The following is a 12,005-nucleotide window of genomic DNA, read 5'->3' as shown; positions in this document are numbered from 1 at the left end:
AGCACGTTCGCAGCGCCCTGGCCGCCGTGCCCGCCGTTGCCGATGAGAAATCCGCCGTTGCCACCGGCCCCGCCGGCGCCCGCTTTGCCGATGGCTGCGATGGCCTGACCCGTGCCGTTCCCCCCGTGGCCGCCGTTGCCGATCAGACCCGCATTGCCCCCGTTGCCGCCGGCAAACGAACCCGTGCCCGCGCCGCCCGCGCCGCCGTTTCCCGTGAGCAGTCCGCCCGATCCTCCGGCGCCGCCGACATTGCCGGCGGGGCCGGTGGCAACGGCGGATTTCTCATCGGCAACGGCGGGCACGGCGGCCAGGGCGCTGCGAACGTGCTGGGATCCGGTGGTGCCGGAGGCGCGGGCGGCAACGCGATAGGGCTGGTCGGCAGCGGCGGGGACGGCGGTCAAGGAGGCTTTGGGGTGTTAGGCGACGGTACCGGCGGTCACGGGGGCAACGGCGCGGTGCTGATGGGCGCCGGCGGGGACGGCGGGAGTGCCGGGAACGGCACCGCTAACGGTAACGGCGGTGATGGCGGCAACGCCGCCATTCTCATCGGCAATGGTGGTACCGGCGGGAACAAGACCGGTCCGATCGGCACCGCGGGCAAGGGTGGCAGCGGGGGAATCTTGCTCGGTGTGCCTGGGAACGACGGGCTTTAGACGCTCGGCAGGCTTCCCTAGTCGCTGGCCGGCAGCGGCTTGACCTCTTTGAGCTGCAGCGCGGTCGCACCGATGCTCAGGCTGCCCGCGCCGGGCTTCGTCACCAGCACCTCGGCGCCGGTCTCGTCGACGTAGCGCTTGCCCATCACGGTGCCGTCGGAGAACGCCGGGTCGAGCTCGCCGGAGCGCTCGCCGCCGATGGGCACCATCGGCGCGCCACCGCAACGCAGGTCGTCGAGGCTGTCGGCGCTGCGGACCACGATGACCTGGGTGTCGCACACCTGGCTGGCGAGGCGGGTTCCGTTCTTGATCATTTCGGCGTTCCTAGTGTTCGGAGATTTTCGACGATTTCGCGGCGCAGGACTTTGCCGGTCGGTGTGGTCGGCAGCTCGTCGCGAAAGACTACCCGGTCGGGCGTGCGCGACCCGCGCAAACTCTTGCGGACATGCTCGCGCAGCTCCTCGGGGTCGGGATCGATGCCCGCGACCGGCACCACGACCGCCACGATTGCCTGGCCCCACTGCGGATCCTCGACGCCCACCACGGCGACGTCGCGGACGTGGGCGTGCTCGATGAGCACCTCCTCCAGCTCGGCGGGCGCGATGTTCTCCCCGCCGCGGATGATGGTGTCGTCGCTGCGCCCGCTGATAAAGAGGTAGCCGTCCTCGTCGAGCAGGGCGACGTCGCGGGTCGGAAACCAGCCTTCCTCGTCGAGCACCGAGCCGATCCCGGTGTAGCGCCCCGACACCTGCTCGCCGCGCACGAACAGCTCGCCGCTTTCGCCCGGCGGCAGCACCGTGCCGTCCTCGCCGCGGATCTGCAGCTCGATCCCGGGCACCGGCCGCCCGACCGACCCCAGCCGCTTGGCGACGTGGTCGGCCGACGCGGCGTGCGCCTCGCGGTGGTCGTCGGGGCCCAGCACCGCGATCGTCGAGCTCGTCTCGGTCAACCCGTAGGCGTTCACGAAGCCCACGTGGGGCAGCAGCTCCAGAGCCCGGCGCACCAGGGGCAGGCCCACCTTCGATCCGCCGTAGGCCAGGCTGCGCAGCGACGGCAGCTCATGGCCGCCCGACTCCAGCACGGTCACGATGCGGTCCAGCATGGTGGGCACCACGGTCGCGGTGGTCACCTTCTCGGCGTCGATCAGCCGCACCCATTCGTGGGCGTCAAAGTTGGGCAGGTACACCATCTTTCGGCCGGCATACAGGTTCGACAGCGCGGCGCTGACCCCGGCGATGTGATAGGGCGGCACGCAGATCAGCGCGGCGTCGGTGGGTTCGGCCGACTCGAACTCGACCGTCCCGGTGACGTAACTGGTCAGGTTGTTGTGCGAGAGCTCGACGGCCTTGGGCGCCGACGTGGTGCCCGACGTGAACAGCACGATCGCCACCGAATCCGGGTCGGCGAACTCGGCCGCGGGCTCGCTCTCGCGCGCGGCCGCGAGGAATTCGTCGGACGACATCACCCGCCCCGACGATTCCCCGATCATGTCGCGGTAGCGGTCGTCGACGATCACCAGCGGTTCGGGCAACCGCTCGATGAGCGCCCGGATGCCCTCGGCGGAAAGCCGGTAATTGAGCGGCGTGAAGGCCAGCCCGGCACGAGCCGCCGCGAAGGTCAGCACCGGCAGCATCGCGCCGCCGAGGCCCACGTAGGCCACGTGCTTGGCACCGGACGCCGCCACGACACCGGCGCCGCCGTCGGCGAGATCGCTGAGCTGCTGAGTCGTCAGCCGTAAATCACCGGAGACAACGGCCGTGCGTTCCGGGTTGCTCGACGCAGCCATCTCCAGCAGCAACGAAATGCTCATCCTCGATCCTTCGTGGATCCCCGCCCTTTACAAATCTAGCGCACAGTGTAAGCCATCTAACTATTGCTGCCGGTGCGGGTCCCAGGCGGAGATCCGGGGGATCCAGCGCGGAACGTTGCGCCGGTAGGTGACGTATTCGTCGCCGTAGCGCCCGACGAGGTGGGGCTCCTCCCAGAACCGAATGGCCGTCGCCTGAAACGCGAAGAAGATTGCGAACCAAGCCAGCAACGCACCGGAACCGGTAATAGCCGTCTCCCCCAGCAGGATGCAGAGCACGCCGGTGATCATCGGGTTGCGCACATGACGGTAGGGCCCACGCACGACCAAATGGACCGGCTCGCCCATCACGGGCCCGAGCCCCAGGGTCCCCTCGCCGACCCGGTCGAACAGCACGTTCGTCCAGACCATCAGGGCCAGACCGGCGGCGATCAGCAAACAGCCGACCGCGACCAGCGCCAACGTCAGCGCGGCCCCGAAATGCGCCGCCCGCACGCCGGCCGGAAATACGATCAACGCCGGGACGACGATCGTCACCGTCACCGGAAAAAGCAGGACCGACATCAGGTGTCGCCACCAGAGCCGTCGTTCGTGCGTGTTCGTCGCCATCGCCTTCTCCTCTCCCGTTCTTACTTCAACCATCGTTGAACAAAGCCAGCCTACGCGCGCGGCCGCGCATAGGTCAACGCCTGTTGAAGTATGCTGACGCGCATGGCGGAAGCGCGGCGGGCGGGCCGGTGGCGGACCGGTCAACAGAGCAGGCAGCGCATCGTCGACGCGGCGCGCGAACGTTTCATGCGCGACGGGTACGACAAGGCGACGGTCCGCGCGATCGCCGCCGACGCCGGCGTGGACGTCGCGATGGTCTATTACTTCTTCGACAGCAAGGAGGGGCTGTTCACCGCGTCGGCGCTGACCGGGCCCGAGCACCCGCTGCACCAGCTGGCCACGCTGCTCGACGAAGGCACCGAGCAGATCGGCCCGCGGCTGGTGCGACGCTTCCTCGAGCACTGGGAAGAAGGCGCCGTCTTCGAGCCCTTCATGACGCTGTGGCGTTCGGCGGCCATCCACCCCCAGGCGCGAAGTGTGTTGCACGACAGCCTCGCCGGGCCGATCGCCAAGAGGGTCGCGACGGAATTCGGGGTTGCCGACGCCGAGCTACGCGTCGAGCTGGTGGCCAGTCACCTGGCCGGGCTGGCGTTCGCGCGTTACCAGCTCAAGATCGAGCCGCTCGCCTCGACCAGCGTCGACGACCTGGTCGGCTGGCTCGGGCCGACGGTGCAGCGTTACCTGACCAATTAGGTGCCGGTCCAGCGCGCCGGGCGCTTCTCGGCGAACGCGATCGCGCCCTCCTTGGCGTCGTTCGACACGAACACCGGGCCCAGGATCTTGTTCTGCTCCTCCCACCGGGACTCCGGGGTCCAGCCGCGGGACTCGACGATGATGCGCTTGGTGGCGGCCACCGCGAGCGGGCCGTTGGCGGCGATCTTCTCGGCCAGCTCGATGGCGGCGTCCAGCGCCTTGCCCGGTTCGGCGAGCACGTTGACCATCCCCAGCTCGTGCGCGCGCTCGGCGGAAAGGTTGTCACCGGTCAGCGCCAGCTCCATCGCGATGGCCGACGGGATGCGCTCGGGCAGCCGCAGGAGCCCGCCGCCGCCGGCGACCAGCCCCCGCTTGACCTCGGGGATGCCGAACGCCGAGTCCCGGGATGCCACGATCAGGTCGGTGGCCAGCGCCAGCTCCGTGCCGCCGGCCAGCGCGTAGCCTTCCACCGCGGCGATCAGCGGCTTGACCGGCGGGCGCTCGGTGAAGCCCATGCCGCGGCCCTCGACGATGGGCACCTCGCCGCGCGCGAAGGCCTTGAGGTCCATGCCCGCGCAGAACGAGCCGCCCGCGCCGGTCACGATTCCGACCGACAGGCCGGTGTCGCCGTCGAGCCGATCCACAGCGTCGGCCAGGCCCCGGGCGACCGCGGCGTTGACCGCGTTCTTGGCCTTCGGCCGGTTGATGGTGATGATCAGGATCCGGTCCCGTTGTTCGACCAGAACTTCGGGCTCGGGGTTGGTGGCCTCTTCGCTCACGGTGCCGCACAGCTCCTTCGGGTCGGGGTGGCTGCTTATCCGAGAAGATGGTATCGGTCGACGGAAATGACATTGGCACCAGTCGAGAGTCCCGTTACCGGGACGGTCCTCAGGCCGGCGCCATGGCCGCCTCGACGACCGTCAGCTCCTCGGGAAGGCCTGCGGCCCTTCGTATTTCGATGAAGTCGGTGACCATGGCCTCGGTCACCTCGTGCGGGTCCTTGAGGGTGGCCCCGTCGGAGAGCACCGAGATGTTGAGCTGATCGACGTAGCTCCAGACGGTGATGTTGAGGCCGCTCCCGGCGGTCAGCGGCCCCACCGAATAGATCTCGGTGACCAGCGCGCCGCCCACCCGGCCGCGCTCCCGCGGGCCGGGCACGTTGGAGATGTTCAGGTTGAGGATCTTGTTGTGCCCGTCGCGGCCGGAGGCCCACCGGAAGAAGGCCTGGGTGGGCGCGGGCGGCATGTAGGCGGCCCACCGGCTGACCAGCTCGGGTCCCATCAGCTGGTTAGATTCCTTGGCGGCGATGGCGTTCTCGTGGCTGCACCGCACCCGCTCCAGCGGGTCGTCGGAGTCGGTCGGCAGGCCGACCAGCACGCCGGTGAACCGATTGCCGGAGATGCGCTCCGGCGAGAAGTCGAAGCTCATCGGCACCGATGCGAGCAGGGGCATGGCCTGGCCGTCGTAGCGCAGCTGCAGCGTGCGCAGCGCGCCGGTCGCCATGGCGAGCACCATGTCGTTGATCGTCGCCCCGAGCCGCTTGCCGGTCTCCTTGACGTCGGCCAGCGCCAGCGTGGCGGTGGCGAACCTGCGCTCCGCGGTGATCTTGTGGTTCATGAAGGTCGGCGGCGGCTCGAACGGCCGGGTCAGTTCCGGGGACAGCTTGCGCGAGCTGCGCCGCACCCGGCCCAGCCCCTCGGCGGTGTAGCGGATCGTCGCGGGGATTCGCCGGAGGTGGCGCAGGTGGTCCGCGAACGCCGAACTCATCAGCTGCCCCGGCGTGGGGGCGGGGTCGGACTTGTACGGACGACCCTCGGGCGCCGGCTGGATGTCCATGCCGCGGGCCAGCAGGTTCGCCGAGGCCACGCCGTCGGCGAGCGCGTGGTGGATCTTGCCGACCACCGCGATCCGATCGTTGGCCAGGCCCTCGATGAAGTACATCTCCCACAGCGGCCGGCTGCGGTCGAGCGGGGTGCTGGCGATCCGCCCGATCGCCTCGTCCAATTCGCGACGGCCGCCCGGCGCGGGCAGCCGCCAGGGCCGGACGTGGTATTCGAGGTCGACCTCGCAGTTCTCCCGCCACATCGGGTGGTGGAACTTGAACGGGACTTCGACGAGCTGGTAACAGAACGGCTCGAGCTTGTTCAGCCGGCCGGCGAGCACCTGGCGAAAGGCTTGGATGTCGAAGTCACGCCGATCGGGAGCCAGCTCGATCACCGCGGCTTTGATGGTGTGCATGTGCACGTTCGGCGTCTCGCTGTACAGCAATACCGCGTCCCAGCCGCTGAGCCTTCTCACAGCCACCCCTTACCCATATGGGGACCATACTCAGCGGCGGGTCTTTAGATAACCTCTTTGGCGCCGATCTGGATTTTGGTGCGGTAGACCTGGTTGAGGAACAGCGAAGCGGCGTGGGCCGCGGCCCCGGCCCGCTCGCCGTCGATGAGGTCGTACCCGTGGCCCGCGCCGGGCAGTTCCAGGTAGCCGACCATCGAATGCGACACGGCGCGCAGCCGTTCGACGAAGCTGCGCGCCTGCTCGACGGGGATGACGCTGTCCTTGCTGCCGTGAATCACGAGGAATGGCGGCGCATTTCGATGCACCCGCGCGATCGGCGACGCGTCGCGGAACACCTCCGGGTGCCGCGCGATCGACTTCTTGACGACCACCCGCTCCAGGAAGTCGACGAACCGCACCCGCTCGGGGGTGGAACGGTCCTCCCAGTCGTAGCGGCCGTAGATGCCGACCACGGCGTCCACCGAACTGTCGGCGCCCTCGGGCAGTTCGGCCCGGTGCGCCTGGTCGTCGGGGGTCAGGCCCGCCAGCGCGGACAGGTGCCCGCCGGCCGAACAGCCAGCCACCGCAACGAAATTGCGGTCGCCGCCGAACTTGTCGACGTTGGCGCGCGCCCACGCGATGGCGGTCTTGACGTCGGTGATGTGGCGCGGCCAGCGGTGGTGCGGCGCGACGCGGTAGTCGATCGCCAGGCACACCCAGCCCTGCTCGGCGAGCCGGGACATCAGCGCGGAGCCCTGCCCCATGGCCTTGCCGTGCACCCAGGCGCCGCCGGGCACGAAGATCAGGACCGGCGCGGGGTGTGCGGGCAGGTCCTTGCGCCGCCAGACGTCCAGCACCTGCGCCGGGTGGTCCCCGTAGTGGACGCCGCGGCGGTGCAGGTAGCGGCGCCGGCGCATGGCGTCCCAGATCGGTGGGGTGCGCTCGGCGACCGGCCAGTCCAGGTCGAGGTCCGCGGCCGACACCACGCCCCGGAGGGCGGCGACGGAGACCTCCCGGATGCTCTGCGGCTCGGCGGGCGGCGCCTCTTTGGCATGGGGCGCCAGCCAATCCTTGGTCATCGCGGACAGGGCTTGCGGCGCGTGGCGCGCGCCCCAGACGCTCATCGCGGTCAGCGCGCCCAGCGGTTCCAACCGCTTTCCGACGACCGGCAGCGACGCGCTGGCCACGCTCAGGGCCAGCATGTAGTCGGCGGGGCCGGCCCGCAGCAACCACTTCACACAGGGTGTCATGCGGGGTGCCCTCGCAGTCATGTACGGGACTGTACCCCTGCGCGGACGGCTGAAACTGACGTTTCCGTTAGACAGCGCAGCCCGGCCGGCGCACGGTTTGCTGTTGACCCCTGCTTCCATGCACCGTCAGCTATTCAGATTTGCCAGCAACGCGCCGACGTGCCACCGCGAGTCGCGTTGCATAGCAAAACGCGCTCACGGCGAACATCGCCGCGGTGAGCAGCAGCCACCTGCCCAGAAATGGCTGCTGGGTTTGCCCGGTGGCCGCCAAGTAGGTCGGGGCGCCCTGCTCGATGATGCCCGGCAGGAAGATCAGCAGCGTCAGCCCGGCCCCCAGGGCGGGGATCCGAATGTGGTTGCGAGCGCTGACGTTTGGCTGACGCGGCGCGCGCGCGAACACCGCCCGGTCGGCGAGCGCGTAGAGCGGGAACAGCAGCAGGTCGTGGGCGATCACGGCGGCCGCCAACCAAACGGCGATCGACTGCCACCAGGTGCCGGAATTCCACAGCGTCGCCGGGTTGAAGGTGGCGAGGACGTAGCCGAGCAGTGCGAAACCCGCAAGCATCGTCAGCAGGTGCAGCGGGCCGGATCCGTATATCGCCCCGAAACGTCGCGAGAATCCGGACATCTCAGCTCGGCTCGAACTCGATGGAGGCCACCCATTTGGTGTTGTGCACGCCGGGCAGTGCCGGCACGATGATTCGCGCCGGGTAGCCGTGATCCAGTGACAGGTCGGCCCCGTTGACCCGCAGCGCCAGCAGGGCGTCGGGGTCACGAACCTGGTTGGGCTGCAACGTCGCCGCGCCGAAAGCGCCGCCCCGTTGCAGCGACGCCACCCGCGCCGAGTGCGTGACGGGCACCCCGACGAGTCGGGCCAGCTCGGCCAGCCGGACCCCGCTCCAGGTCTGCACGGTCGACCAGCCCTCGACGCACGCAATCGGTAGCCGCGCGGTGTGCTGCGTCATCCCGGCCAGCGCGTCCCGGTCCAGGACCACCACCGAGGCGCCGCTGCGCAGAACCAATCGCCAACTGGCGCCGACGCTTTCGGGCGAGATGCCCGCGGCGACGGCGGTCTTGTTGACCGGGAAGTCGTTGCCCCGCCCGCGCGGCACCAGCAGGGCGGCGCCGCGGGAGGACCCGCCGAGGGTCTGACCGGCCGTCAGCACGCCGACGAGCGCCACCCCGGAGCCGACGAGCGCCAGCGCGCCGCGTCGGCTCATCGTCGGTTCGGCCGGGTCGGCCGCCACCAGGCCGTCGGGATCGGGCGCTTCGGGGCGGGTGTCGCTTCGGTTGGTGCGCAACACTTCTCGCAGCGACATCGACCGCAGCCCAGTGATCATGCGGGGGATCTTGAGCGTGATGTGCATCAGGAACCCGGCGATGAAGACCCACGCCCCGAAGTAGTGGGCGTCGTAGAAGCTGAACCCGAAGATGTAGTCGTACTGGATGTTCAGCACGCCGGTGATGATCTCGAACAACACCCCGCCGACCAGCATCAGCAGCGACAACCGTTCCAGCACTTGGGCTATCGAGCGGGCCGGCGGCCACGCGAACAGCCGCGGGATCACCGACCACAGCTTGGCCAGCACCACCGGGATGATCAGCAGCCCCAGCCCCACGTGCAGACCCTGGGTCAGCCGGTACAACCACGACGGCCGCGTGGGCCAGTCGAATACTGGCAGGCGCAGCCAGCCGACGTCGGCGGGGATCGCCTGACCGAGCCGCGGCCCGTAGGCGATGTAGGACAGCAGCCCGGTGAGGATGACGATCGGCAGGGCGATCAGCAGCACCAGCCCGAACACCGACGTCAGCCACGGTCCCCGCAGCGGGCTCCGAAAGCGGCCGATCTGCCGCACCCCTGGCGGCGGATGCCGGTCGAGCGCGCGCCACAGCCCGCCGGGAAATCCGTAGTCGCTCACAGGGCGGCCAGGTTCGCGATGACCCGGCCGCCGATCAGCCGGACGCCCGTCAGGGTCAGGCCGACCTGCGCGGCCAGCGTGGCGGCGCTGTCGACACCGACCGTCGCCCAGCGGAACCAGGGGCCCACGTCGCTGTCGGTCTCCAGGCGAACCCAGCGTGGGCGGACCCCGACGGCGCCGGGCTCGAACTCGGCCACGCAGCGCCCACCGCGGCCGAGCAGCTCGGCGGCACGCGCCAGGATCCGTCGCGGGTCGCCGCCGAGGCCGACGTTGCCGTCGACGAGCAAAACCGTCTGCCAGCAACCCGTTCCGGGTAGCGGCGCGAACACGTCGCCCAGCAGCGCGGGCGCACCGCCGCGTCCCGCCAGGCGGATCGCCGTCACGGACCGATCGATGCCGAGCGCGGGTATCCCCCGCCGGATGAGTCTGGCCACCAACCGCCCCGGCCCGCATCCCAGCTCGATCGTCGGTCCGGTGCACATCTGCGTCACCGCCTCGTCGAAGACGTCGTCGAAGGCGTCGCGCGGCGCGGCGCCGGGACATCGCTCACCCAGCCATCGGTGCGCCGGCAGCGGGCGAACCTCGCCGTCCTCGTGCCGGACCCAACACCTCTCGCCACCGAGCGCCCGATCGTAAAGATGCCCCAGCATGTCACGCCTCTCGCATCGTCGCGACCGGGCGGCCCGGACGCGCCTCGGCCCCGGTGGGGGATGTTTTTTCAGATACGCCAGCGTTTCGATCAACCGGATCGATACCCCGATCCGCGGTGGGCTAACCGCGCGCACACGGGGCCGCCCCATCGACCGGGCCGAATGGTTCACGCGGGTTATTCGGTGCCGAGGACCGGTCGGATGGGTGCCGAATCTAGAGTCGTGCACCCGGCGCGCTATGAGCGGGCCAGCGAGCCGTTGCACTCCGGTCGCCGGGCGGGGACGCCGTCCGCGCGCAGGTGGATGGTTCCGGCGTCGTCGGCGCGCACGGGATACGCCGTGACCCCCGCGCCGCCGTTGCCGACTTCCTCCCCCGTGGCGAGGTCGTAGGTGAACCCGTGCAATGGGCAGATGACGACCCGGGCGTCGCTGAGCCCGTCGGCCAGCGGGCCGCCACGGTGCGGGCACACGGCATCGATGGCCCGCAGCGAGCCGTCGCGCAGGCGGAAGACGGCGATCTGGCGGCCCTCCACCGCGTAGGCGCGGCCCCCGCCCACCGGGATGTCGTCCACGTCGCCCAACGTCACCTCGGTCATCGCACCGGCACCTGTGGCAGCGGGATCAGCGGGAGGGACGACCGGAACTGGTTGGGCGCGGGCGAGTTTCGGCTCTCGCTCCACGGGTCGCGGTAGGAATCGACCGATTTCTGCATGCGCGCGTCGAGGTCGGCGCCGATCCCGTCGCTGTCCTCGACCACCACCTGCCGGATCCGTTCGATGCCCAGTCGCGGCACGAACGCGTACGTGCGTTCGAGCCAGCCGGCGTTCTCCCGGTAGTACTGCAGGAACCGGCCCGTGAGCGCGATGACCTCTTCCGGGGTGTCCACCGTCGCCAGCAGATCGCCCTTGCGGACGTGCGCGCCGGCGGCCCCGCCGACGTAGATCTGCCATTGCCCGCCGTCGATCGCGACGACGCCCAGGTCCTTGCACAGCGCCTCGGCGCAGTTGCGCGGGCACCCGGTCACCGCCAACTTCATCTTGGCCGGACTGGGGATGCCCTGGAAACGCTCCTCGATCGCGATCCCCAATGCCGTCGAGTCGCCCAGCCCGTAGCGGCAGAAGTCGCTTCCCACACAGGTTTTCACGGTCCGGAAGCTCTTGCCGTACGCGTACCCCGACGGCATCCCGAGGTCCGCCCACACCGACGGCAGGTCCTCCTTGCGCACCCCGAGCAGGTCGATGCGTTGGCCGCCGGTGAGCTTGATCATCGGGATCTCATACTTGTCGGCCACGTCGGCGATCTTGCGCAGCTGCTCGGAGCTCGTCACGCCGCCCTTGAGCTGCGGCACCACCGAGAAGGTGCCGTCGCGCTGGATGTTGGCGTGGACGCGGTCGTTGATGAACCGGCCGTCGGGTTCGTCGACGAACTCGTCGCCCCACATCATGTGCAGCAGCGACGCCAGCGCCATCTTCGAGCCGGCGTCCTCGCGGCCCTCGGGCGCCAGCGCGGCGAACACCGAGGCCACCGAGTGCAGCTCGAGCTCGCGGATCTTGATCATCAGCTCCGGTTTTTCATACGGGACCCCGGGCACGTACCAATTGGCCTCCGCGCCTTGGGAAACCGTGACGCCGGTCTTCGAGGCCGCCCACTCGACGATTTGGCCGACCAGGCCCTTGCACGACCCGCAGCCCTTGCCAGCGCGGGTCGCCGACATGACGCCTTCGACCGAGGCCTGGCCGTCCTTGACGCATCGGACGATCGCGGCCTTGCTCACCCCGTTGCAGTTGCAAACCTGGGCGTCGTCCGCCAATTCGGCGGCGCCCGTGGCCGCGTCCGGGGTGCCAAGATCGAACATCAGCGAGACCCGCTCGGGCGGCAGCGGAAGCCGGCGGTCGAAGGCCTGCATGAGAAACGCCACCTTGCTGACGTCGCCGACCAGCGTGGCGCCGATCAGCTTGTCGTCGCGCACCACCACGGTCTTGTACACCCCGCGCCTGGGTTCGGAGTACTGAACGAATTCGTCGTCGTCGCGTTCGGGCGTCTTCACCCCCATCGCCGCCACGTCGACGCCGGCGACCTTCAGCTTGGTGGCGGTGCGTGAACCATGGTATGCCGCATTGGGATTGGCGCCGGTCAAGTGGTCGGCC

At 69.7% G+C, this 12,005-nt stretch carries 12 protein-coding genes and 1 pseudogene; 2 read left to right on the top strand and 11 right to left on the bottom strand.

Translation table 11 applies throughout. The annotated features are described in order from the left end of the window. Window positions 1-653: pseudogene (locus tag A5706_RS35015) on the top strand (hypothetical protein); the annotation flags it as partial. A 17-nt stretch (window positions 654-670) separates the two neighbouring features. Here A5706_RS35015 and A5706_RS22110 read toward each other — a convergent pair. The 3 genes from A5706_RS22110 to A5706_RS22100 are packed head-to-tail and all read right to left on the bottom strand — an operon-like array spanning window position 671 to window position 3,069. Continuing rightward, window positions 671-967: a hypothetical protein gene (locus A5706_RS22110; protein ID WP_068106239.1), complete on the bottom strand. Its 297-nt coding sequence runs from the start codon at window positions 965-967 to the stop codon at window positions 671-673. Beyond that, a complete protein-coding gene (locus tag A5706_RS22105) occupies window positions 964-2,463 on the bottom strand; it encodes a class I adenylate-forming enzyme family protein (protein ID WP_068135314.1) in 1,500 nt (499 codons plus the stop codon). The genes A5706_RS22110 and A5706_RS22105 overlap by 4 nt, the downstream gene beginning before the upstream one ends. Window positions 2,464-2,523: 60 nt before the next feature. Continuing rightward, window positions 2,524-3,069 carry an isoprenylcysteine carboxylmethyltransferase family protein gene (locus A5706_RS22100; protein ID WP_068135309.1) on the bottom strand — a complete coding sequence of 182 codons (546 nt, stop codon included), beginning with the start codon at window positions 3,067-3,069 and terminating at the stop codon, window positions 2,524-2,526. A 102-nt stretch (window positions 3,070-3,171) separates the two neighbouring features. Here A5706_RS22100 and A5706_RS22095 point away from each other — a divergent pair, with 102 nt between their 5' ends. Continuing rightward, a complete protein-coding gene (locus A5706_RS22095) occupies window positions 3,172-3,762 on the top strand; it encodes a TetR family transcriptional regulator (RefSeq protein ID WP_068135319.1) in 591 nt (196 codons plus the stop codon). Here the strand turns inward: A5706_RS22095 and A5706_RS22090 are convergent. The 8 genes from A5706_RS22090 to A5706_RS22055 form a co-directional block, all read right to left on the bottom strand. After that, the gene (locus A5706_RS22090; RefSeq protein ID WP_068135305.1) at window positions 3,759-4,541 is read right to left on the bottom strand and encodes a crotonase/enoyl-CoA hydratase family protein; all 783 of its coding nucleotides are present in this window, start codon (window positions 4,539-4,541) and stop codon (window positions 3,759-3,761) included. The two genes, A5706_RS22095 and A5706_RS22090, sit on opposite strands and share 4 nt — an antisense overlap. A gap of 109 nt (window positions 4,542-4,650) precedes the next feature. Beyond that, window positions 4,651-6,060, bottom strand: coding sequence for a wax ester/triacylglycerol synthase family O-acyltransferase (locus A5706_RS22085; protein WP_068135302.1), 1,410 nt, complete (start codon window positions 6,058-6,060; stop codon window positions 4,651-4,653). 44 nt (window positions 6,061-6,104) lie between these two features. Continuing rightward, a complete protein-coding gene (locus A5706_RS22080) occupies window positions 6,105-7,310 on the bottom strand; it encodes an alpha/beta hydrolase (RefSeq protein WP_068135299.1) in 1,206 nt (401 codons plus the stop codon). A 109-nt stretch (window positions 7,311-7,419) separates the two neighbouring features. After that, window positions 7,420-7,917: a hypothetical protein gene (locus tag A5706_RS22075; RefSeq protein WP_068135296.1), complete on the bottom strand. Its 498-nt coding sequence runs from the start codon at window positions 7,915-7,917 to the stop codon at window positions 7,420-7,422. A 1-nt stretch (window position 7,918) separates the two neighbouring features. Beyond that, window positions 7,919-9,208: a molybdopterin-dependent oxidoreductase gene (locus A5706_RS22070; RefSeq protein ID WP_068135293.1), complete on the bottom strand. Its 1,290-nt coding sequence runs from the start codon at window positions 9,206-9,208 to the stop codon at window positions 7,919-7,921. Next, window positions 9,205-9,858 (bottom strand): SAM-dependent methyltransferase, encoded by a 654-nt coding sequence (locus A5706_RS22065; protein WP_068135290.1) that lies wholly within the window; start codon window positions 9,856-9,858, stop codon window positions 9,205-9,207. The genes A5706_RS22070 and A5706_RS22065 overlap by 4 nt, the downstream gene beginning before the upstream one ends. 236 nt (window positions 9,859-10,094) lie before the next feature. Further along, window positions 10,095-10,454, bottom strand: a complete 360-nt coding sequence (locus A5706_RS22060; protein ID WP_068135287.1) for a Rieske 2Fe-2S domain-containing protein — start codon at window positions 10,452-10,454, stop codon at window positions 10,095-10,097. Beyond that, window positions 10,451-12,005 (bottom strand): (2Fe-2S)-binding protein (locus tag A5706_RS22055; RefSeq protein WP_197517936.1); only part of this gene is annotated, 1,555 nt, incomplete at its 5' end. The genes A5706_RS22060 and A5706_RS22055, both read right to left, overlap by 4 nt.

Source organism: Mycobacterium sp. E796, from assembly GCF_001672815.1.
GTDB lineage: Bacteria > Actinomycetota > Actinomycetes > Mycobacteriales > Mycobacteriaceae > Mycobacterium.
This window is presented reverse-complemented; position numbering and strand designations above follow the sequence as displayed.

Excerpts from the sequence above, each read along its gene's own strand:
- A5706_RS22110 (WP_068106239.1), bottom strand. The coding sequence starts at position 967 with ATGATCAAGAACGGAACCCGCCTCGCCAGCCAGGTGTGCGACACCCAG.
- A5706_RS22105 (WP_068135314.1), bottom strand. The coding sequence starts at position 2,463 with ATGAGCATTTCGTTGCTGCTGGAGATGGCTGCGTCGAGCAACCCGGAA.
- A5706_RS22100 (WP_068135309.1), bottom strand. The coding sequence starts at position 3,069 with ATGGCGACGAACACGCACGAACGACGGCTCTGGTGGCGACACCTGATG.
- A5706_RS22095 (WP_068135319.1), top strand. The coding sequence starts at position 3,172 with ATGGCGGAAGCGCGGCGGGCGGGCCGGTGGCGGACCGGTCAACAGAGC.
- A5706_RS22080 (WP_068135299.1), bottom strand. The coding sequence starts at position 7,310 with ATGACTGCGAGGGCACCCCGCATGACACCCTGTGTGAAGTGGTTGCTG.
- A5706_RS22075 (WP_068135296.1), bottom strand. The coding sequence starts at position 7,917 with ATGTCCGGATTCTCGCGACGTTTCGGGGCGATATACGGATCCGGCCCG.
- A5706_RS22065 (WP_068135290.1), bottom strand. The coding sequence starts at position 9,858 with ATGCTGGGGCATCTTTACGATCGGGCGCTCGGTGGCGAGAGGTGTTGG.
- A5706_RS22060 (WP_068135287.1), bottom strand. The coding sequence starts at position 10,454 with ATGACCGAGGTGACGTTGGGCGACGTGGACGACATCCCGGTGGGCGGG.